General features: G+C 71.9%; 20 protein-coding genes. 2 read left to right on the forward strand and 18 right to left on the reverse strand.

Going from position 1 to position 21918, the window contains the following annotated elements:
* Positions 1-19 precede the first annotated feature (19 nt).
* The 4 genes from rarD to lspA form a co-directional block, all read right to left on the reverse strand.
* The gene (rarD, locus tag NJE57_RS10725) at positions 20-904 is read right to left on the reverse strand and encodes an EamA family transporter RarD (protein ID WP_413464402.1); all 885 of its coding nucleotides are present in this window, start codon (positions 902-904) and stop codon (positions 20-22) included.
* A 76-nt stretch (positions 905-980) separates the two neighbouring features.
* Complete coding sequence (locus NJE57_RS10730; protein WP_319028397.1) at positions 981-1772, reverse strand: hypothetical protein; 792 nt, start codon at positions 1770-1772, stop codon at positions 981-983.
* Positions 1769-2695 carry an RluA family pseudouridine synthase gene (locus tag NJE57_RS10735; RefSeq protein WP_319028399.1) on the reverse strand — a complete coding sequence of 309 codons (927 nt, stop codon included), beginning with the start codon at positions 2693-2695 and terminating at the stop codon, positions 1769-1771. The genes NJE57_RS10730 and NJE57_RS10735 overlap by 4 nt, the downstream gene beginning before the upstream one ends.
* On the reverse strand, positions 2688-3311 hold the full coding sequence (gene lspA, locus NJE57_RS10740) for a signal peptidase II (RefSeq protein ID WP_319028400.1): 624 nt from the start codon (positions 3309-3311) through the stop codon (positions 2688-2690). The genes NJE57_RS10735 and lspA overlap by 8 nt, the downstream gene beginning before the upstream one ends.
* A gap of 70 nt (positions 3312-3381) precedes the next feature.
* Between lspA and NJE57_RS10745 the strand changes: the two genes are divergently transcribed.
* Positions 3382-4395, forward strand: a complete 1014-nt coding sequence (locus NJE57_RS10745; RefSeq protein ID WP_319028401.1) for a hypothetical protein — start codon at positions 3382-3384, stop codon at positions 4393-4395.
* Positions 4396-4403: 8 nt separating this feature from the next.
* Here the strand turns inward: NJE57_RS10745 and NJE57_RS10750 are convergent, their stop codons facing one another.
* On the reverse strand, positions 4404-4898 hold the full coding sequence (locus tag NJE57_RS10750) for a hypothetical protein (protein WP_319028402.1): 495 nt from the start codon (positions 4896-4898) through the stop codon (positions 4404-4406).
* A gap of 181 nt (positions 4899-5079) precedes the next feature.
* Here NJE57_RS10750 and NJE57_RS10755 point away from each other — a divergent pair, with 181 nt between their 5' ends.
* On the forward strand, positions 5080-6111 hold the full coding sequence (locus tag NJE57_RS10755) for an asparaginase (RefSeq protein WP_319028403.1): 1032 nt from the start codon (positions 5080-5082) through the stop codon (positions 6109-6111).
* A gap of 123 nt (positions 6112-6234) precedes the next feature.
* On the opposite strand, the gene NJE57_RS10760 is transcribed toward NJE57_RS10755, so the two are convergent.
* From NJE57_RS10760 to ftsW, 13 genes are all read right to left on the reverse strand, one after another.
* Positions 6235-7707, reverse strand: coding sequence for a DNA polymerase IV (locus tag NJE57_RS10760; RefSeq protein WP_319028404.1), 1473 nt, complete (start codon positions 7705-7707; stop codon positions 6235-6237).
* Positions 7708-7743: 36 nt separating this feature from the next.
* A complete protein-coding gene (gene ileS / locus NJE57_RS10765; RefSeq protein WP_413464403.1) occupies positions 7744-10968 on the reverse strand; it encodes an isoleucine--tRNA ligase in 3225 nt (1074 codons plus the stop codon).
* A gap of 303 nt (positions 10969-11271) precedes the next feature.
* Positions 11272-11550 (reverse strand): hypothetical protein, encoded by a 279-nt coding sequence (locus NJE57_RS10770; RefSeq protein ID WP_319028406.1) that lies wholly within the window; start codon positions 11548-11550, stop codon positions 11272-11274.
* A gap of 69 nt (positions 11551-11619) precedes the next feature.
* Positions 11620-12531: a DivIVA domain-containing protein gene (locus NJE57_RS10775; RefSeq protein ID WP_319028407.1), complete on the reverse strand. Its 912-nt coding sequence runs from the start codon at positions 12529-12531 to the stop codon at positions 11620-11622.
* A gap of 132 nt (positions 12532-12663) precedes the next feature.
* On the reverse strand, positions 12664-12963 hold the full coding sequence (locus NJE57_RS10780; protein WP_319028408.1) for a YggT family protein: 300 nt from the start codon (positions 12961-12963) through the stop codon (positions 12664-12666).
* 71 nt (positions 12964-13034) lie between these two features.
* On the reverse strand, positions 13035-13733 hold the full coding sequence (locus tag NJE57_RS10785) for a cell division protein SepF (RefSeq protein ID WP_319028409.1): 699 nt from the start codon (positions 13731-13733) through the stop codon (positions 13035-13037).
* 71 nt (positions 13734-13804) lie between these two features.
* Positions 13805-14533, reverse strand: a complete 729-nt coding sequence (locus NJE57_RS10790) for a YggS family pyridoxal phosphate-dependent enzyme (RefSeq protein ID WP_319028410.1) — start codon at positions 14531-14533, stop codon at positions 13805-13807.
* 75 nt (positions 14534-14608) lie between these two features.
* Complete coding sequence (pgeF, locus tag NJE57_RS10795; protein ID WP_319028411.1) at positions 14609-15340, reverse strand: peptidoglycan editing factor PgeF; 732 nt, start codon at positions 15338-15340, stop codon at positions 14609-14611.
* Between the two features lie 9 nt (positions 15341-15349).
* Positions 15350-16543, reverse strand: a complete 1194-nt coding sequence (gene ftsZ, locus NJE57_RS10800) for a cell division protein FtsZ (RefSeq protein WP_319028412.1) — start codon at positions 16541-16543, stop codon at positions 15350-15352.
* A 186-nt stretch (positions 16544-16729) separates the two neighbouring features.
* Positions 16730-17554: a cell division protein FtsQ/DivIB gene (locus NJE57_RS10805; protein WP_319028413.1), complete on the reverse strand. Its 825-nt coding sequence runs from the start codon at positions 17552-17554 to the stop codon at positions 16730-16732.
* On the reverse strand, positions 17551-18990 hold the full coding sequence (gene murC, locus NJE57_RS10810; protein WP_319028525.1) for a UDP-N-acetylmuramate--L-alanine ligase: 1440 nt from the start codon (positions 18988-18990) through the stop codon (positions 17551-17553). Before murC ends, NJE57_RS10805 begins: the two co-directional genes overlap by 4 nt.
* A 68-nt stretch (positions 18991-19058) precedes the next feature.
* Complete coding sequence (gene murG / locus NJE57_RS10815) at positions 19059-20177, reverse strand: undecaprenyldiphospho-muramoylpentapeptide beta-N-acetylglucosaminyltransferase (RefSeq protein ID WP_319028414.1); 1119 nt, start codon at positions 20175-20177, stop codon at positions 19059-19061.
* On the reverse strand, positions 20174-21916 hold the full coding sequence (gene ftsW / locus NJE57_RS10820) for a putative lipid II flippase FtsW (RefSeq protein WP_319028415.1): 1743 nt from the start codon (positions 21914-21916) through the stop codon (positions 20174-20176). The genes murG and ftsW overlap by 4 nt, the downstream gene beginning before the upstream one ends.
* Positions 21917-21918 lie beyond the last annotated feature (2 nt).

Genomic DNA, 21918 nt, shown 5'->3' on the forward strand with positions numbered 1-21918 from the left:
ACGGTCTGTCCGGCCCAGTCTAGGTCGGTTCTCCGACAGTTCCCGAAACCCCAGCGCGGGGCGTGCGTGGCGACCTCCCCGACAGCGTGAACGCGATCACGGCCACCCAGATCAGCGCGAAGCCCGTCCACTGGACCGCGTCCAGTCGCTCCCCGACCACGAGCAGACCCCAGGCCATCTGCAGGACCGGGATGATGTACTGCAGCATGCCCACGGTGGCCAGGGGGATCCGCTGGGCGGCCGTCGCGAACAGCAGCAACGGCACCACCGTCACCAGGCCGGCGGTGGCAAGCAGCACCGAGTGACCCGCCCCGTGACCGGTGAACGTGCCCGCGCCGGTCGCGCCCAGCCACACCAACACGGTCATCGCGAGCGGGGCGATGACCAGCACCTCACCGGTCATCCCGACCACCGGGTCCGCGCGGAGCTTCTTCTTGAAGACCCCGTAGAGGCCGAAACTCGACGCCAGGAGCACCGAGAGGTACGGGAAGTGCCCGTACCCCACGGTGAGTACCCCCACGGCGACGACGGCGAGGGCCACCGCGAGCACCTGTGGTCGGTTCAGTCGTTCGCGGAAGACCAGCACTCCCAGGAGAACGCTGACCAGGGGGTTGATCGTGTACCCCAGCGCCGCCTCGGTCACCCGCTCGGAGTTGACCGTGTACACGTACACACCCCAGTTCACCGTGATGAACGCGGCGGCTCCGGCGATCCTGGCCCACGAGAGGCGGTCGAGCGCCCACAGTTCCCGCCACCGCCTCATGACGGTCAGCACCAGCGCCATGATCACCAGCGACCAGACGATGCGGTGGCCCACGATCTCGACGGCGCCGGCGGGCTCGAGAAGAGGGAAGAACGCCGGGAAGAATCCCCACAGTGTGTATGCCGCGACTCCGGCCACCATGCCGCCGGCCACCGATCTGTCGCTCCCGCTCCCGCTCCCGCTCCCGCTCACCGGCGCGACCCTAGCCCGCGCCAGATCAGGTCGGCGGCACGGGGGCGTCGTCGGGCAGTGGGAGCGCGACATCGATCTGCTGCGGCTGCAACGGCCGGACGGCGAAGCGCTCCCACACCGCGTCGGCGGGCAGCGCCTCGACCGCTCGCACCCCCGGCTGCCCGGCCACCGCGCGCAACTGCTCGGGAGTGCCCCGGACGAGCAGTCCGATGATCGCCGGCTCCCCCGAGCGGATCCGCGACACGGTGAGTGCGTCGAGCGCGGCGGCCCGTGCGTCGTCGGGCGGGGCGGCGGCACCGGGTCCTGTCTGGGCGGGGCCGTCCAACCGCTGCCCGACCTGCTCGAGGCCCCGCTCGAACACCGGCTCGCGGCCGGACTCCCCCGCCACCGGCTCGGCCACCGTCGCGCCGGTCACCGGCATGGCCACGCCGTCGACCGGCACCTGGACGTACAACCCCGAGACCCGGGGGAGCTCGCGGACCACCCCCGCGGCGTCGGTGACCGACCACGCCCGGGTGGCGGTGACGAGCGCCCAACGGGGTGCGTCGTGGTCGACGACCTCACCATCGGCGCCGGAATCACCAATTCCACCGTCGAGCGAGTCCGCGGCCCGCGCGAGGTAGTCGTCGACCGGCTCACCGCTCTCGGGGCCGAGCGCGTCGCTCATCACCCCGGGGCTGCGCGGGAGTTCGGTACGCAACGCGGTGAGGATCGCCACCAGCGCCAGGATGATCACCACGCCGACCCCCGCGATCCTGAGCACCCGCAGCGCACCCGACCGGGAGGTCTCCCGACCGGTGCGCGCGGGGGCGTTCACGCCGGGCGGAGAACGTCCAGCGCGTGCTGGAGATCGTCCGGGTACGTGCTGGCGAAGTCGACGCGCTCCCCGCTGCCCGGGTGTTCGAAGCCCAGCCCCACCGCGTGCAGCCACTGCCGTTCGAGTCCGAGCCGCTTGGCCAGGACCGGGTCGGCGCCGTAGGTCAGGTCGCCCGCGCACGGGTGGTGCAGGGCCGAGAAGTGCACGCGGATCTGGTGGGTGCGCCCGGTCTCCAGCTTCACCTCCACCAGCGAAGCGGCCTGGTGGGCCTCGAGCGTGTCGTAGTGGGTGATCGAGTGCTTGCCGTCGGACGTGACGGCGAATCGCCAGTCATTGGAGGTGTGCCGGCCGATCGGGGCGTCGATCGTCCCGGACGACGGATCGGGGTGCCCCTGGATGAGCGCGTGGTAGGTCTTGTCGACCGTGCGGTCGCGGAACGCCCGCTTGAGCAGTGTGTACGCCAGCTCCGACGCCGCCACCACCATCAGTCCCGACGTGCCCACGTCGAGGCGGTGGACGATCCCCTTGCGTTCCGGCGGCCCGGAGGTGGAGATCCGGTACCCGGCGGCGGCCAGGCCGCCGATCACGGTGGGACCGGTCCACCCGACGGAGGCGTGCGCGGCCACCCCGACGGGTTTGTCGACGACGACGATGTGATCGTCCGAGTAGATCACCGCCATCCCCTCGACCGGCTCGGCGACCACCGTCGGCTCGGCCCGCGGATCCGGCATCTCGACCTCGATCCACGACGTCCCGGTGAGCTTGTCGGACTTGCCCACCGCCCGGCCGTCGACCAGGACCTTGCCCTCGACGGCGAGGTCGGCGACCGCCGTCCGGGATATCCCGAGCAGGCGGGAGACCCCGGCGTCGACCCGCATCCCGTCGAGCCCGTCGGGGACGGGGAAGGTCCGCAGTTCACCCATCGGCGTTGTCCTTCCCGTCACGCGTCCCGCTGTCGACGTCGCCCGTCGTGGTGCCGGTGATCTTCTCGGAGGCGCGCGTGCCGTCGTAGTCCACGCCCTTGAACACGGCGACCGCCACCACGATCACCCCGGCGACGAGGCACGAGTCGGCCACGTTGAACACGGGCCACCAGCCCACCGAGACGAAGTCCACCACGTGACCGCGCAACACCCCGGGCGAGCGGAGGTACCGGTCGATGAGGTTCCCGGCGGCCCCACCAAGGATCAACCCGAGTCCCCACGCCCACCACCGCGAGTGGACCTGACGTGAGAACCACAGCAGACCCAGCACGACCACCGTGGCCACGATGCTCAGGATCACGGTCGACCCGGTCCCCATCGAGAAGGCCGCGCCGGGGTTGCGCAGGAGGAGGAGTCGCACGGTGTCACCGACGATCCGGATCGGCTGCGCATCCTCGAGGCCCGCCACCGCGAGGACCTTGGTGATCTGGTCGACGATCACGATCACGGCCGCGATGGCCAGCATGACCAGTGGACCGGCACGGAAGAAGCGGGCGTCCGCGCCCTCGGGCACCGGTCCCGGCGCGTCGGACCGTGTCCCGTTGGTCTCCGTCATGCGGTCCAGTATCCCTGATGCACCGGCGGGGCGGATGTCCCGGTGGTCCGACCCTCTAGGCTCGGGAATCGTGGACCCCCGAAGCCCCCTCTCCTCCGGCCCCTCCCGATCCGCACGCGGGCGTCGCCGACTGCTGGCCGGCGCCCTGGCGGCCGCGCTCGTGGGTACCGTCTCCGCCTGCGCGGACGGCGGGGACGCCGGGGACGGGGCGGCCGGCTCCCCGCAGGAGCAGACCCTCGAGCCGCCGGTCACGGTGGACACCGGCCCCGCCCCGACCGTGGACCTCCTCGACGAGGGCACGGGCGAACTGCGGGTGTTGGCCTACGCGCCCTCGCGCGAACCGCTGACCGTCGCCGTCACCCGGTCGGCGACGTCACGCACGACGGTCCCCGGGTCCGAACCGAGGGTCGATCGGACCCCCGAGCAGACGTTGACCGTCGAGGGACTCTCGGAGCCGGACGTCGACGGCGCCCAGCGGGCCACCGTGACCGCCCTCGACTTCACCTCCGTGGACGAGTTCCGCTCGTCCCAGTTCGCGACCGCCCCGGGGTTCTCGGTCACATGGACCCGCAGTGCCGACGGCATCGTGCGCGCACTCTCACTGGAGGCGCCCGCCACCGCGACGGACGCCGCCCGCGCGGGAGTGGAGATCACCGCGAACGCCGTGTCCGAGGCGACCGTCGCCTGGCCGACCGAGCCGATCGGGGTGGGTGCCCGGTGGACGGTCACCCGCACGGTCGACGACGCGGTGGCCCCGACGCGGGTCGTCACCTACGAACTGAGCGCCCTCGACGGCGACGTGGCCACCGTCAGCGCGCAGACGAGCGCGCCCGGGGCGGCGGGCACGCTCGACGCCGCGGCTCCCGACGGCGGGCCGGGTGTCACCCTGCAGGTCGAGACCTACGAGGTCGAGGGTTCGGGCGAGCTCACGGTGGACCTCCGGGCGCCACTACCGGTGGACGGCACGACCGAGTCCTCGACGCGGGCCGTGTACGTAGATCCCGGGTCGGGCCGGCGCACGACCTACGACGAGGACTCGGTGCTGGAGTTCCGCCGCGTGGAACAGGAGCCGGCGGGTCAGTAGTCAGCGGGTCAGGCGACAGCGCAGCTGGCCGGCGGCTCGAGCCCGGCATTGGTGATGAGTGCGCAGGCGAAGGACTGCTGGAGCTGCCACTGACCGTCCTGCCGGATGAACTGCGCCTGGACGTTGATGTCCTCCTGGCCGGGCTGCATGATCACCGCGTTGGCGATGAGCGTGCCGGGGATGTCGCCCTCGGCGGCGCCGGTGATGGTCACGTCGGCGCCCTGCTCGGCCTTGAGGGCCGCGATCTGGTCGAACAGCTCGGGCGCCTCGGCGCCGCCCTCCACCAGGTCGACCTTCTCCGCGACGGGGACCGTCGGGTCGGAGGCCCGGTCGAGCAGCTGGGTCAGTTCTTCGGCGGTGGGTACGGCGGCGGCCTCCTGCGCGGTCGTCGTGGGGGCCGGTGCGGTCTCGCGCCCTCCGTCGTCGTCCCCGCCACAAGCGGCGAGTCCGCCCAGGGCGAAGGCGGACAGGGAGACTGCGGCGATGGTCCGTCGAAGACTCACGCGTGGTCCTTTCGTCGTGATGGGCGATCGTCGTGTCGCACGATCGTCTGTGTTGTTCGGCTGTCAGTGTTGTGCGGTTGTCAGGCCGTTCACCGGCCCAACGAGTCCGGATCCACCATTGTTCCATCGACCGCGGCCCGGGTGGTTGACGACAGCACCGGAGCACTCCACTGTGGACCGGGTGAACAGCGTCGATACCAGCACGGACACCGCGCACGTCGTGATCTGCACCACGGGCGGCACCATCACCGCCTCGACCACCCCGGCAGGCGTGGTGGCGGGCGACTCGGACGCGGCCACCCAGGCGATGCTCGACGGTCTCCGCACGGTGCTGCCCGGGTCGGTGCGGGTGAGCGCCCGGACCCTGCTGGATGCCGACTCCTCGACGTTCGGCCCGGCGGAGTGGGACCGGGTGGTCGACGCCGTCGCCGACGTCCTCACCGATCCGGGCGTGTCCGGGGTGGTGCTGACGCACGGGACGGACACCCTCGAGGAGACGGCCATGGCGCTGGATCTCCACCACACCGATCCTCGCCCGGTGGCGGTCACCGGTGCCCAGCTGCCCGCCGACCATCCCGAGGCCGACGGCCCGGCCAACCTCCTCGACGCGGTCCTGCTCGCGGCCGATCCGGTCTCGCGCGATCTCGGCGTCCTGGTGGTCCTGGGCCGGGCGATCCTGCAGGCCCGTGGCGTGCGCAAGTGGCACACCACCGAGTCGGTCGCGTTCGCCCGGAACGCCCCGGACCTGCCCGTCGAGGACCTCCCGCCGGAGCTCGAGCGACCCACCCTGTCCGGCCGGGCGCGGTTCGCCGGCACCCGGGTCGACGTGGTCTCCTGCCCACCCGGATCAGACGCGGTGGCGTTGCGTGCATGCGTCGAGGCCGGGGCCCGCGGGCTCGTTCTCGAGGGCTCCGGCTCCGGAAACCTGCCGCCGCTGGTCGCCGAGGCCGTGGCGGAACTGTCGGTCGAGCGCCCGGACGTCGTGGTGGCGATCGCCAGCCGCGTGCCGCGGGGCGAGGCCACCGCCACCTACTCGGGGCCCGGCGGTGGCGCGGAGCTCGCGACGCGGGGCGTGCTGAGCTGCGGGTACCTGCGTCCGGGCCAGGCGCGGGTGTTGCTCACCGCGCTCTGCTCGCTCACCGATGCCGCCGACCCCACCGAGGGCGCCGCCGAGATCCGCCGACAGTGGCCGCGGTTCCATCTCTACAGCTGATGCGCCCGCCCCCTCCCGCGGGGTTACGCTGGCCTTCTGTACGGCTCCCCCGGGGTTGCGATGCCGCTCTGGTCCCGACACGCAGCGCACCCGGGGAGGGGGGAGGTGATGGCCGCCCGGGCCTCACCAGCCGAGGGAGTCCAGCGGATCGGCGGCCTCGAGTGCGGGGTCGTCCTCGGCGAAGGTCCGCATCCGACCCGGCCCGGTGAGCGCGGTCTCGAACCGCACGGAGACCCTCCCGTGGCCGGAGCCCTGGACCCATCCGTGGCCGTACTCCGGGTGCCTGACGTCCGCCCCGCTCTCGAACCGCTGGTGACCGCGCTCACGCCACGCACCGATCGCCGGCGGGCCTCCGGCTGCGTCGTCGAGCGGAGACTCCGTGCCGTCGGCCGTCACCGCCCCCGCCCCGGCCACGGCGTCCGCGGGGTCGGCCTCGTCGGTGGTGACGGTGGTGCCCACCCCGATGATGTCGGGCAGGTCCTCGTCGTCGACTCCGTGGCCCGGCCGGTTCTCCGGCCGGTACTCCTGCTCGAACAGGGCGTCCTGGTGGATCTCGGTCAGTCCCGACAGGCCCACGCCCAGCAGGCGGATCGCTCCGAAGTCGAGCGGGTCCGGGGCGAGTGACCGGGCCACGGCGACGATGGTCTCCAGCGAGGTGGTCCCGGCCGGGAGGGTGTACGAGCGCGTGATGGAGGTGAAGTCCGGCCGCTTGACCTTGACCGTCACCGTCCGGGCCGCGCGGCCGTCGCCCAGTAGCCGCCGGTGCGCGCCCTCCGCGGAGCGGCGCACGGCCATGCCGACCTGGCCGGCGGTCGTGAGATCGGCCGCGAAGGTGCTCTCGGCGCTGATCTGCTTGGCCTCGGCCCGCTCGTGCACCGGTCTGTCGTCGTATCCCCGCGCGATCCGGGCGATGGCCGGGCCCACGGTCCGCCCCAGCGCGTGGACCACGTCGTCGTCGTCCATCGCGGCCAGGTCCCCGATCGTGGCGATCCCGAACTGGGACAACCTCTCCCCCGCCACCGGCCCCACGCCCCACAGACTCCGCACCGGGAGCGGGAACAGCACCTCGGTGTGATCACGACGGGGAACCACCACCACTCCGTCCGGCTTGGCCAGTTCCGAGGCGATCTTGGCGTACTGCTTGCCGGCACCCGCGCCCACCGATGCCGGCAGGCCCGTGGCCTCACGAATGGCCGCCCGCAGGTCGTGGGCCCACCGCCGCGTCCGGTCGACGTCGGCGCCCCGGAGCTCCGGTGGTTCGAGGAACGCCTCGTCCACCGAGACCTGCTCGACCACCGGCGCGTGCTCGGCGAAGACCTCGAACACCCGCCGGCTCAGCGCGCGGTAGACGGGCATCCGCGGGGAGACGAACACCGCCGCGGGCCCGACGAGGCGCCGCGCCTGGTGGGAGGGCATGGCGGAGCGGGCACCCTTGGCCCGCGCCTCGTACGAGCACCCCGCGACCACACCGCGCCCGCCCTGGCCGCCCACGAGCACCGGGCGACCCCGCAGGGTCGGCCGGGTCAGCTGCTCGCAGGAGGCGAAGAACGCGTCCATGTCCACGTGCAGGACCCATCGGTCCTGCCCGTCCGTCACAGTCGCCCCCGGTAGGTCACGACCACCCGCGCCGGGTCAGACCCGGGCGAGCGTCATCCTGACGCCCTCGGCGAGCTCTACGGGGTCACCGTCGGCAGAGGTTCCGTCGTTCGGCCCCAGCGCGTCGACCACGGCGAAGTCGGTGGCCAGGACCTCTCCGGCGATGAGCCGGGCGTGGCGGTCGGCCCAGTCGCGGCGGGCCGCCGGGACCTCCAGCCGCACCCGGATGCGGTCGGAGATGTCGAACCCCGCACCGCGTCGGGCCTCCTGGATCTCGCGGATCCTGTCCTTGGCCCAGCCCTCCGCCTCCAGCTCCTCGGTGACGTTCAGGTCCAGCACCACCAGTCCGGCCCCGCCTGGGAGCGCGGCCGTCGACTCCGGGTCCGCGGCCACCAGCCGGTGTTCGAACTCGCCCGCCTGCAGTTCCACGCCGCCGGCCGTCACCACGCCGCCGGATTCGGACCAGTCACCGGTCTTGGCGGCCTTGATGCACGCCTGCACCTGCTTTCCGAGCCGCGGCCCGGCCGCGCGGGCGTTGACCGCCAACTCCATCCGTCCGTGGGCCGCCACGTCGCTGGTCAGGTCGACCCGGCGCACGTTGACCTCGTCGGCGATGATCCCGGTGAACGGTTCCAGTCGCTCGGCGTCGGGCATCGCCACGGTGAGGGAGTTGAGCGGCAGGCGCACGCGCAGCTGCTTGGCCTTGCGGATCGAGGACACGGTCGAACACACGTCACGCACGGCCTCCATCGCCTCCACCAACTCGGGGTCGCGCGGCAGCTCGTCCGCGGCCGGCCAGTCGGCCAGGTGCACCGACTCCTCGCCCGTGAGCCCGGTCCACACGACCTCCGACATCAGCGGCAGCAGCGGTGCCGCCAGGCGCATCGTGGTCTCGAGCACGGTGTAGAGCGTGTCGAACGCGTCGCGGGAGTCCTGCCCCGAGGACTCCCCCGCCCAGAACCGCGATCGGGAGCGGCGCACGTACCAGTTGGTCAGGGCGTCGGCGAACTGCCGCAGCTCGTCGCACGCGGAGGCGATGTCGGTGGTGTCCAGGGCCTCGGTCATCGCGTCCCGGGTGGTGGCCAGTCTGGACAGGATGTAGCGGTCCAGGACGTGCTGCGAGTCCGTCCGCCACGTGGCGCGCTCGGCCGCGTACAGCTGGAGGAAGCTGTAGGAGTTCCACAGCGGCAGCATGGCCTGACGCACACCCTCCCGGATACCCTGCTCGGTCACCACGAGGTTGCCGCCCCTGAGGATCGGCGAGCTCATGAGGAACCAGCGCATGGCGTCGGACCCGTCGCGCGCGAACACCTCGTTGACGTCCGGGTAGTTGCCCTTGGACTTGCTCATCTTGAGCCCGTCGTTGCCCAGGACGATCCCGTGGGCGGCGACGTGGGTGAAGGCCGGGCGGTCGAACAGCGCCGTGGCCAGCACGTGCAGCGTGTAGAACCACCCGCGGGTCTGCCCGTTGTACTCGACGATGAAGTCACCCGGGTTGTGGGTCTCGAACCACTCCTTGTTCTCGAACGGGTAGTGGACCTGGGCGAACGGCATGGACCCGGACTCGAACCAGCAGTCGAACACGTCGGCGACCCGGCGCATCGTGGATCTGCCGGTCGGGTCGTCCGGGTTGGGCCGGGTCAACTCGTCGATGTACGGGCGGTGCAGATCGGTGGGCCGCACGCCGAAGTCGGCCTCGAGCTCGTCCAGCGAGCCGTACACGTCCACGCGCGGGTAGGCGGGATCGTCGGACTCCCACACGGGGATCGGTGCACCCCAGTAGCGGTTCCGGTTGATGTTCCAGTCGCGGGCGCCCTCGAGCCATTTGCCGAACTGCCCGTCGCGCACGTGCTCCGGCATCCAGGTGATGTGGTCGCGGTTGAGTTCGACCATGCGGTCCCGGAACGCGGTGACCTTGACGAACCAGGCGGGCAGGGCCATGTAGATGAGCGGCTTGCCGGAGCGCCACGAGTGCGGATAGGAGTGCTCGATGGTCTCGTGTCGGACCAGGCGCCCCGCGGCTCGCAGATCGCGCGAGATGGGCGCGTTGGCGTCGAAGACCAGTTGCCCCGCGTACGGCGGGACCTCGGAGGTGAACTTCCCGTCGGGGCCCACCGGGATCACGAGCTCGATGCCCGCGGCGTCGCAGGCGTCCTTGTCCTCCTCACCGAAGGCGGGGGCCAGGTGCACGATGCCGGTGCCCGACTCGGTGGTGACGTAGTCGGCCGACAGCACCACGTGGGCGCCCGCGTGTCCGACGAAGAAATCGAACGGCGGGATGTACTTCAGGCCCACCATCTCGGTGCCCTTGACCGTCGCCACCACCTCGGAATCCTCGCCGAACTCGGGGGCGTAGACGCCGCGGCGGGCCTCGGCCACGACGAAGCGTCGGCCGGCGAGCTCACCGGAGTTCACCCGCACCACGGAGTAGTCGATATCGGGATGCACCGCGGCGGCGAGGTTGGACGGCAGGGTCCAGGGGGTCGTCGTCCAGACCAGCGCCTCCGCGCCGTGGAACGGGCTGGACTGCGGCGCCTCGAGCAACAGGCCGACGGTGACCGCCGGGTCCTGACGCATCTTGTACGCGTCGTCCAACCGGGTCTCCTGGTTGGACAGGGGCGTCTGTTCGTACCAGGAGTACGGCAACACCCGGAAGCCCTTGTAGACCAGCCCCTTGTCGTGGAGCTGCTTGAAGGCCCACAGGACCGACTCCGTGAAGTCGATGTCGAGCGTCTTGTAGTCGTTCTCGAAATCCACCCAGCGGGCCTGACGGTGGACGTACTCCTCCCACTCGTCGGTGTAGCGCAGGACCGAGTCCTTGCAGGCGGCGTTGAACTCCGCCAGCCCCATCTCGAGGATCTGCGACTTCTCGGTGATCCCGAGTTGCTTCTCCGCCTCGAGCTCGGCCGGCAGTCCGTGGCAGTCCCAGCCGAAGCGGCGCTCGACCAGGTATCCGCGCATGGTGCGGTAGCGCGGGATCACGTCCTTGACGTACCCGGTGAGCAGGTGTCCGTAGTGGGGGAGGCCGTTGGCGAACGGGGGGCCGTCGTAGAAGACGTACTCCTCGTCGTCCGCGCGCCTGCGGACGGACTCCCTGAAGGTGTCCCTGGCGTCCCAGCGGGCCAGGACCGACTCCTCGAGCGCGGGGAAGGACGGCGACTGTGCGCTGGTCCCCCCGGTGAGGTCGAGAACCGGGTACGCGCTGCCCGTCGCGGTCTGCTCGGGGTTCGCGGTCTCGGTGGTCACGGTGTCGGGGGTCATGGGCTCGGTGCTCATGGGGGGCGGACTCCTCGCGGTACGGGGCCCGCACGAGTTGGCAACCGTGGGGCCGACAGGCCTGCGCTCGGGGACGATCCGGATCGCGACTGGCACGTTCCGTCCGCGGTACCACCCCGTTTGGCGACGACGGTGCGACGCCCACTCGTGGGTCGGGGGCGTGAGACGTTCTCCCCCGGTTCGGTTCTACTGAGCCGGTCCCGTGACGGGGCCGGCCGTTCTTCCGAGCGCTCCCCGGTGATGGCCGGATCACAGCACGCCCGGCTCACAGCCGGACATCAGGTGATGCTACCCGTCGGCGCGGGTGTCCGCCTCTTCCGCCACCTCCGACGGGCCCTGCCCGGACCTGTCGGTCGCGCCACGACCCCGGACGAGGTCCACCACCAGCAGGATGAGCCCGAGGGCTCCCACCGCGATGCAGGCCCACGCCCACCCGATCTGACCGGTGGCCACGGCGGCCACGAGGAAGGCGAACCCGAGGATCGTCAGTCCGAGTGCGGCGACGAGCATGCGTTCCTCCTGCCGGGTGGCGTGTCGTGGGGCGAACCGGCCCGAGGGCGGACCCACCCCCTGAATATACGTCGGCCCCCGCACCCTGGGCAGGGGCGGGGACCGGACGAATGGAGCAGGAGGGGACTACTCGGCGCGGTGGCCGCCGTCCTTCTTCGCACCCTGCTCAGGTGCACCGGCGTTCTCCGCCGGGGCGGCGGGTGCGGCGGACCCGGTCTTGCCGAGTTCGGAGAGCTGGTTCTCCAGGTAGCTTGTGAGCCTGTTGCGGTAGTCCTTCTCGAACGTCCGCAGCTGGTCGATCCGACCTTCGAGCACGCCACGCTGCTGGTTGATGGTGGCCATGATCTCGGTGTGCTTGCGCTCCGCGTCGGCCTGCAGGGCGTCGGCCTTGGCCTGCGCCTCCTTGATCTGCTGGTCCGAGCGCGTCTGGGCGTCCTTGACGATCCCGTCCGACTTCGTCTTGGCCTCGCCGAGGATCTTGTCGGCCTCCTTGCGGGCGTCGCCGACCATCTTCTCGGACTGCGACTTGGCGTCACCGACCAGTCGATCGGACTCGCCTCGGGCCTTGGCCATGAGCCCGTCGGACTCCTTCTTGGCCTCTCCGGTGAGCCGGTCGGCCATCTCCTGCGCCATGGCCAGCACCCGGGCCGCACGTAGGTGGGTGTCCGAGTTCGCGGCACCGCTGTCGTCGCTCTTGGCGAGGGACGGCGTCGCCGCAGCCGGGGCCGGGGTGGGAACCGGGGCGGCCGGGGCGGCCGGTGCGGCGGCCTGCGGCTCCTCGACGCGGCCGGCACCCGAACCGCCCGCGGAGTCACCGGAGGACTTGTCGGACTTCTCGGGGGCCTTCCGGGCCTTCTCGAGGTCCTTGGTCAGCTCCTCGACACGCTGACGGAGGTCGTCGTTGTCCTCCACGAGCTTTCCGAGCTCCTCCTCGACCAGGTCCAGGAACTGGTCGACCTCGTCCTCGTTATAGCCCCGCTTACCGATCGGCGGCTTGGAGAACGCGACGTTGTGCACATCGGCTGGAGTCAAGCGCATGGGATACCCCTCGTGGTCGTCTCGGGTGCCGGCCCGGCGTTCTCGCACCGGACCCACGACTTCATTACTACCTTAACGCGTGCCAATCTAGTCACATTCGGCCCGCGCGTCACCAGCGGCCCGCGATACGCCTCACGCGACGCTGGTCATCAGGATGCGCAGGATCAACTGGATCACGATGATGATCACGAAGAGGACCAGGACCGACAGGTCCAGGGATACCTGACCTATCCGGACGGGCTTGATCACCTTGCGCAGCGCCTTGACAGGTGGGTCGGTGATGGTGAACAACCACTCGAGGACCACCGCCACGACACCGCGGGGGTTCCAGCCGCGGGAGAAGGAGGCGATCATCTCCACGACGATCCTGGCCAGCAGGAGATACCAGAAGACCTGGGTGATGATGTAAAGGACCAGCAGGATTTCTTGCACGTCATCACCCTACTGGCACTCGTCGACGCTCCGTCGCGGGCACCTGGTCAGGCGGGGTGGGCGGGGCGGGATCAGCGACGGAACGCGCCGCTGACGGCGTCGCGGATCTCCGCCTCGGTGAGGTCCATCCCGGCGGGCTGGAGCAGGAAGGTGCGTTCCCGATCGGACACCTTCTCCATACGGCCGTCGAGCCCGAAGACCAGTCCGGCGGCGAAGTCCACCATGCGGCGGGCGTCCCCGGAGGCCATGGTGGACAGGTCCAGCACCACGGCGCGCCCGGCGCGGAAGTGCTCCCCCAGGCTCTTGCCGTCGCCGAAACCACGAGGGCGCTCGACCACGGTCTCGGGCACGGTCACCAGTCCGTCCTCGATGAAGTCCTCCTCCGGCGCGAGCGCCACGGAACCGCGGGTCACGGGCACACCCCGCAGTGACGCCCGGGCCCCGGCCTCGGCCGCGTGGTAGCGACGGGGGCGCGGTGCCGGCTCGTCGAGTCCACCGCGTCCACGACGATCCGGAGCGTGGTCCTCGACGGGGTCGAGGTCCGACAGGCGGGTCCGGGGCACCGACTCGTCACCGAAGCGGTCGGCGGCGTACCCGTAGTCCTCGCGACGATCCCGGGCGACGGGGCCCAGGTCATCGGTCTCGTGCAGCGCACGGGAGCCGCGGATGTCGTGATGGACCGGGCGGTCGTAGTCGTCCAGGTACTCGTCCTCGTACGCCGCGACGGGCGCCATTCCGAAGTACTCCTTGAACCGGGCGATTGCGCTCATCTTCCGGGGACCTTCCTGATGCGGTTCGTCGCGGGCGTTCTCCGTGGGGAGAGGCCCCACGATGCTGCTGCTCAAATTACTGGTCGCGGCCCCAGGATCGCCGTTCCGACACGCACGCAGGTCGAACCCGCGGCTATCGCGGGCTCCAGATCGCCGGACATCCCGGCGGAGAACTGCCCGGCTCCCGGATGGTCCCGGCGCAGTGCGCGGGCCACCTCCGCGGCGTCGGCGAAGTGGGCGGCCGGCGCCCCCTCCAGCGGAGGCACCACCATGAGGCCGGCCAGGCGCAAGTGCTCCAGTGCCGCGACGTGGTCGGCGAGGCCCGGGAGGTCCTCGCGGGTCACCCCACCGCGGGTGGTGTCGCCGTCCAGGCTCAGTTGGAGCAGGACCGGCAGGACCGGGGCGTCGTCCCGCCCGGCCGCAGCCCGGGCGCGGCCCTTCTCCAGTCCGTCGGCGACCCTGACCGAGTCCACCGAGTGCACGCGGTCGGCCCATCCGGCCACGGCGGCGGCCTTCTTGGACTGGATGTGCCCGATCATGTTCCAGCGCACGCCCGCGGCCAGTCCGGGTTCGGCGGCCGACAGGTCGGCCACCTTCGCGGCCGCCTCCTGGACCCGGTTCTCCCCCAGGTCACGGACCCCCAGGCGGGCGAGCCGTGTCACGTCGTCGACGGGGTGAAACTTCGTGACGACGACGAGGTCGACCTCGTCGGTCCGGCCCGCGGCCGCCAGGGCCGCGTCGAGGCGATCCCTGGTCTCGGCGAGCCGCGCGGCCAGCTCCTCGGATCGGGGATCAGACACGGCCGGCGACCACCGGACAGGTACATCGGTACATGACCGTAACCTATCGGAGAGTCCCGACCGGTCGCCAGACGGTCAGACCTGTCGCCAGATCACGCTGGCCTGGCGCCCGGTGCGACCCTGCCTCCGATAGGAGAAGAGGGAGTCGTCGGCGATGGTGCACCGCGGGTCGGTGTCGACGCGGACGACTCCGAGACCGGCGAGTTGGCGAGCGAGTCCGGCACGCAGGTCCACCCCGGTTGTCCCGTCGACGGTCCGGGTGCGGCTGCCCGGGAGCGCCGTCTCGACCTCGTCCGCCATGTCGTCGGGGAGTTCGTAGTGCTGCCCCGCCGCGGCCGGCCCGAGCAGGACGGTGATCCGTTCGGGACGTGCACCCAGCGAGGTCATGGCCCCGATCAGCGAGGGCACGATCCCGCCCACCGCGCCCACCCGGCCGGCGTGGACCGCGCCGATGACCCCCGCCTGCTCGTCGGCGGCCAGGACCGGGACGCAGTCGGCGGTCAGTACCGCGAGGGCCAGCCCCGGCCGGTCGGTCACGAGCCCGTCCGTGGCCGGGACCGCTCCCCCCGTGGGCCGGGTGACACGTGCGATCCGGGTGCCGTGGACCTGGTCCATCCACACCACGTCCGAGGCCGGCAATCCGAGCCTGCGCGCGAGGCGGGCCCGGTTGGTGGCCACCGAGGCCGGGGCGTCGCCGACGTGGTCGCCGAGGTTGAAGGAGGCGAAATCCCCGGTGGATGCTCCGCCACTCCGGTTGGTGATGACACGGCGGACGCGCCCGGGACCGCGCGTGGCTCGGGTGGTCATGTCCCGCGCTCAGTGCCGCATGAAGGGCGGGACGTCGATGTCGTCGTCCTCGTCCCGGCGCCGCGAACCCGCGGAGCCGGCGCCGGACTGCGCCGGGGTCGACTCGCGCCGCTCCTCGCGACGGCCGCCGTCGAGCGGGGTCGATCCGAGTCCGGAGGCACCGCCGGTGTCCCCCGAGGCGCCGGGGACCGACTCGTCGTCGTCGAGGTGATGACGCCCGCGCCGCGACAGTCCCGTGCCGGCGGTGACCTGACGGGAACCACCCTCGAAACCGGCCGCGATCACGGTCACCCGGACCTCGTCCCCGAGCGAGTCGTCGACGACGGTTCCGAAGATGATGTTGGCGTCGGGGTGCGCCTCCTCCTGGACGAGGGTCGCGGCCTCGTTGATCTCGAACAGGCCCAGATCGCTGCCACCGGCGATCGACATGAGCACGCCCTTGGCGCCCTCCATCGTCGTCTCCAGCAGCGGCGAGTTGATGGCGGCCTCGGCGGCCTTGTAGGCCCGGCCCTCGCCGCGCGAGGAACCGATGCCCATGAGGGCGCTGCCCGCACCGGACATGACGCCCTTGACGTCGGCGAAGTCCACGTTGATCACGCCGGGGGTGGTGATGAGGTCGGTGATGCCCTGGACACCGTTGAGGAGGACCTCGTCGGCGGTCTTGAAGGCCTCCATCATGGACACGCCCGCGTCACCGAGCTGGAGCAGGCGGTCGTTGGGGATCACGATGAGGGTGTCGCAGGCCTCGCGCAGACCCTCGATGCCCACCTCGGCCTGTCCCCCGCGGCGCTTGCCCTCGAACGAGAACGGGCGCGTGACCACGCCGACGGTCAGCGCGCCGAGCTTGCGCGCGATGGACGCCACGACCGGCGCGCCGCCGGTTCCGGTGCCGCCGCCCTCGCCGGCCGTGACGAAGACCATGTCCGCCCCCTTGAGGACCTCCTCGATCTCGTCCTTGTGGTCCTCGGCGGCCTTGCGGCCGACCTCCGGGTCGGCGCCGGCGCCCAGGCCGCGGGTCAGTTCGCGGCCGACGTCGAGCTTGACGTCGGCATCGGACATGAGCAGGGCCTGCGCATCCGTGTTCACCGCGATGAACTCGACACCCTTGAGACCCTCGTCGATCATCCTGTTGACGGCGTTGACACCGCCGCCCCCGATTCCGACGACCTTGATGACTGCGAGGTAGTTGTGCGGTGAGCTCATCGAGGCCCGGCCTTCCTATGGGGGTGTCGTGCTCGGTTGCATGCTGTCTCGACGGAGTCCCCCGACGGTGAACTCTCACCCTCAAGTTGAGGGTTAAAGTTGCTGGTCAGAGGCGGTTTCCGTCGTCGGATCTCACGGTAGGGCCACCGGCCCCACACGTCCACGAGGCTCGCGGGCGTGTCGTGTCTACCGCGAGGCGGGCAACGCCGGATTGGCCACGTTCCAGACCTGGCCCGGCTGTTCGAGGACCATCTGCAGAGCGACCGCCTTCTCGTGATCACGCCCCGCGGATCCCCACTCCACGGTCCGCCCGTCGACGAGGGTGAGCACGATCGACGCCGGGGTCTCGACCTCCACCGCGGCGATCTCCTGGCCCGCGGTCCCCCGGACCTCGGCGAAGACCGTCGCCAGGTCCCGGACGATCCCGGGCAGGTCGGCGCGGGCCTCGTCTCCCACGGTGAGCACGGGTGTGCCGGGCGGCGGCTCCCCCTGACCGAAGTCGATACCCTGCCCGTCGACCAGGTGCTGTGCGCCGTCGACCTCCACCACGACGAGTGCGGTGCGCTCGATCAACTCGATCCGCAGGGTCGAGGGGTACTCCCGCTTGACCGTGACCTGGTCGACCCTCGGGATACCGGCGACCCGGCGGGCCACCGCGTGGGTGTCCACCTGCAGCAGCGGGGTGCCCGCCGGCACCGCCGCCCGCTCGGTCACCACCTCCTCCGGGATGGTGCGGATCCCGTCCACCTGCACATCCCGGACGGAGAACACCGGCAGGAAGTACAGGGCGACGTACCCCACCAGCAGGACCACCAGTGCCACGCCGAGCCCCATGTAGATGCGGTTGGTGCGGCGACGTCGCCTACGGAGCGTGGCCCGGACCGCCGGGTCGGAGTGCCGCACCCGCTCGTCGGAGCGGCGCAGGGTGGCCTCGGCGAGTCTGCGGTCCGGATCGTCGGACACCGTGTGCTCCGTCCGGTCCGCCGGGTCCTCGAGCGGCTCGTCGGTCACGGCGCGGCCCTCGTGCGCGGATCCGTCCCGCTGCCCGCGGGCCCGGCCACGATCCTCGGGCCGAGCGTGGTGATGTCGCCGGCGCCGAGGGTGAAGACGACGTCGCCCGCGCGGGCGACGTCGAACACCGCGGCCAGGGCGGCGTCGAGGTCGTGGACGTGGTGGACGGGGCGGGTGACGTGTCGGGCCACCAGTCCGCCGTCGACACCAGGCTCGGGCTGCTCGCGGGCGCCGTACACGTCCAGAACCACCACCTCGTCCGCGAGGGACAGGGCCCGCCCGAACTCCTCGGCGAAGATCCGCGTCCGCGAGTACAGGTGGGGCTGGAAGACGGCGATCAGCCGTCCCCCGTCCGAGGAGACGATCTCGCGCGCCGCCCCGAGGACGGCCGTGACCTCGGTGGGGTGGTGCGCGTAGTCATCCCAGACCCGCACCCTCCCGCCACCGAGTACGGCCGTTCCCTTGGGTTCGAACCGGCGCCCCACTCCCCCGAACCCGGACAGACCGGCGAGGAAGCCGTCGACGTCGATCCCGGCGTCCGGACCGATCTCCCGTGCGGCCAGCAGCGCGGCGAGCGCGTTGAGCGCCATGTGTTCGCCCGGGGTGCCCACGTGGAGCTCCCCGCGGGGCCGCCCGTCGAGGGTGAGCCCGGCGCGGGTCCCGCCCGCGTCGACGTCGATTCCCGCGAGTTCGCCACCGACGGGCAGGTCGGTGCGGGGCCCGGTCGAGGTGCGGTACCCCACCACGCGGACCCCCGCGGCGGCCGCGCGACGGGCGCGTTCGACGGCACCCGGGTCGTCGAGGCACACCACGAGCGCACCGGTCTCGGGGATCCGGGCGAGGAACGTGTCGAAGACCTCGAAGTACGCCTCGGCGGTGCCGAAGTGGTCGAGGTGGTCGGGCTCGGCGTTGGTGAGGATCACCACGTCCGGCTCGTAGTGCACCAGGGAGCCGTCGGACTCGTCGGCCTCGGCCACGAACACGGGGTCTGCGCCGCCGCGGGCGTTGGTGCCGAACTGCAGCACGGTGCCCCCCACCGCGAAGGACGGATCCGCGCCGGCGGCCAGCATCCCCGCGATGAGCATCGATGTGGTGGAGGTCTTGCCGTGCGTTCCGCACACCATGATCGACCGGCCGGCCCGGGCGAGGTGACCGAGCACCTGCGATCGGGTGACGACGGGGATCCCGGCGGCCCTCGCCGCGACCAGCTCGGGATTGTCCGCGGGGATCGCTGCCTTGGACACCACCACGATCTGCGGCGGCGCGGCGAGCGCGTCCAGCGCCGCCGCGTCGTGGCCCACGCGGACCACCGCACCTCGGCCGGCGAGTGTCCGTAGCTCGGCGGAGTCCCGGGCGTCGCTGCCCGAGACGGCCACCCCGTGGTCGAGCAGGATGCGCGCGACGGCGGACATCCCCGCGCCGCCGATCCCGATCATGTGGACCCGGGTCAGGCCGTCGGGCACGGTCGAGCCGGCGGTGTCTCCTGGTGGTGTGCTGCTCTCGGTCAACGCCTGGCCTTTCCGGCGGCGTCGAGCGCGATTCGCGCCACGACCTCCGCCGCATCTCGTGAGCCGCCGTGGACGGCGGCCGCGGACATCGTCCGCAGGCGGTCCGGGTCCAGCGCGAGCGGCAGGATCGTGGACCGCAGGTAGTCCGGGGTGAGGGCGGCGTCCTCGACGAGCAACGCGGCCCCGCCGGCGACCAGGTCACGGGCGTTCAGCGCCTGCTCCCCGTTACCGTGCGGGAGCGGGACGAACACCGCGGGGAGCCCGACCGCGGACACCTCCGCCACGGTGATGGCCCCCGAGCGGCACAGGATCAGGTCCGCAGCCGCGTACGCCAGATCCATCCGGTCCAGGTACGGCACCACCACGTACGCGGGGCCGTCCCCGACGACCCGCGGGGCGTCCCCCACGTTCTTCGGCCCCACGGCGTGGAGCACGCCCACACCGGAACGCGTGAACTCCGAGGCGACGGCGGCCATGGCGGAGTTGAGCGACCGCGCCCCCTGCGACCCGCCCACCACCAGCACGGTCGGTGCGTCCGGGTCCAACCCGAAGGTCGCGCGGGCCTCGGCGCGCAGGGCCGCACGGTCCAGGGTGGCCACGGCCCGCCTGACCGGGTTGCCCACCACCCGGGCGTCCAGACCCGAGCCGTTGACCGCCGCCAACGTGGCCACCGCGAAGCGGTCGCCGACCTTGTTCGCCATCCCCGCGCGGGAGTTGGCCTCGTGGACCACGATCGGGACCCGGCCCCGGGTGAGAGCCGCCGCCAGGTACACGGGGACACAGGCGTACCCGCCGAACCCCACCACCACGTCGGCTTCCGTCCGGCGCAACACCTCGCGGGCGCCCCGCACCGCGCGCACCAGTCGGGCGGGGAGCCGGAACAGGTCGCCACCGACGCGGCGGGGCAGTGGCACGGGATCGACCAGCTCCAGGGGCACGCCGCGCCGCGGGACCAGTTCCGTCTCCAGACCCCTGGGGGTGCCGACGGCGGTCACCCGCGCGGTGGGGTCGAGCGCGGTGACCGCCTCACCGACGGCGAGGGCGGGCTCGATGTGGCCCGCCGTCCCGCCACCCACCACCAGGACCGAGGGCCCACCGGAACGTGGTGCGCTCATCGCTCGCGTCCCCGGTGGATCGGGCTGGGCTTGCCCGCGCCCGGCGTCTGCCGCGACCCGGGCTCGGATGCGGGGCGTCGCGGTTGGCGACGGTCGGCCTCCCGACCGCGGACCGGGCGGGCGTTGCGGCCGGTCATGGCGGTGGCCCCGCGGCGGCGGTCGCGGGCGGCGTCCGCCGGGATCGGCATCGACTCGTAGGCGGGCGCACCGGGCGTGCCACGCGCGGGCCGGGGTACCGGCGCGGGTTGGGCGGCCCCGCGAACGGGTGCGGACCTCCCGCGGCCCTGTTGACCCGAGCGCGGCGGGGTGGACGGCCGTGCGGCGGGCGGCCGCTGCGCCGGCTGCCGGGTGACGGGATCGCCGTAGCGCCGGGCTCCGGCGCTCGACCGCCCGGGTGTACCGGACGCCGGCACGGGCCGCTCCGGGGTGTACGGGCGCGGGTCGGGCAGGGTGGTCCACCGACGACGGCGCCGCTCGGGCGAGCTGAGGATCGCGGAGATCGCCTCGGGCTCGTGTCGCGCACAGTTGGCGAGCAGCCCCAGAGACGTGAGGGTGACGATCGCCGAGGTGCCGCCGTTGGAGATGAGGGGCAGCTGTAGGCCGGTGACCGGAAGCAGGCCCACCACGTACCCGATGTTGATGAACGCCTGGAGGACGATCGTCGTGCTGATGGTGCCCGCCAGCAGACGCCGGAACGGGTCGGCCGACCGCAGCGCGATGCGCATACCCGCCCACCCCAGGGTCAGGTACAGCGAGACCACCACGGCGGCCCCGAACCACCCGAGTTCCTCGCCGATGATCGCGAAGATGAAGTCGTTGGTGGCCTCCGGCAGGTAGAACCACTTGGCACTGGACTGGCCCAGACCCACCCCGAACAGTCCTCCGTCGGCCAGGGAGAGCATCCCCTGATACGACTGGTAGGCCGAACCCTGCGGGTTGGAGAAGTCACCGACGAAGGTGTTGAAGAACGTCCGGATGCGCTCGAAGCGGTAGGCGAACGTCACGGCGAGCACGCCGAACACGACGGTGCCGAACGCGATCACCCACACGAAGTGCCGGGTGGGGTACCCGGAGAACCACAGCACGCACAGGAAGGCGATGGTCACCGCCGTGGCCATGCCGAGGTCGGGGGCGACGACGACGAGGGCGGCGACCACCCCGTACCCCACGATGGCCGGGAAGAGCAGATCGAGCCAGTACCCGGTGCGTATCCGCTTGGCCACCACCGAGGACGCCCAGACGATGAACGCCAACTTGGCGATCTCCGCGGGCTGGATCCCGAAGAACCCGAGATCGATCCAGCTGCGCGACCCGTTGATCTCCATGCCCACACCCGGGATCAGGACGGCGATGAGCAGACCGATGGACACCAGCAGCATCGGCAGCGCGGCCGCCCGGAGCACCTCGAACCGCATGCGCAGGGCCACCACGAAGCCCACCCAGCCGATCGCGACGAACACCGCCTGGCGCAGGAAGATGTCGAACGGCGTGCCGCCACCGGAGAACGCGAGGACGTTGGAGCTCGACAGCACCATCCCCAACCCGATCACGGTGAGGAGAGCGGTGACCACCATGACCACGTGATACGAGGTCAGTGGGGCTCGGTTGATCGCGGCCAGGGGGCCGGCGATGCGGCCCAACAGGTCGGGCCGGGAACCGGCGTGGTCGTCGGGACCGGCGTCGGGCTCGGCGCGGGCGCCGCGACCGTCGCCCCGGCGAGCGGGTTCCTGCTGTGCCATGC

It is taken from the genome of Dietzia sp. PP-33 (genome assembly GCF_033790845.1).
In the GTDB taxonomy this organism is placed as follows: Bacteria; Actinomycetota; Actinomycetes; order Mycobacteriales; family Mycobacteriaceae; genus Dietzia.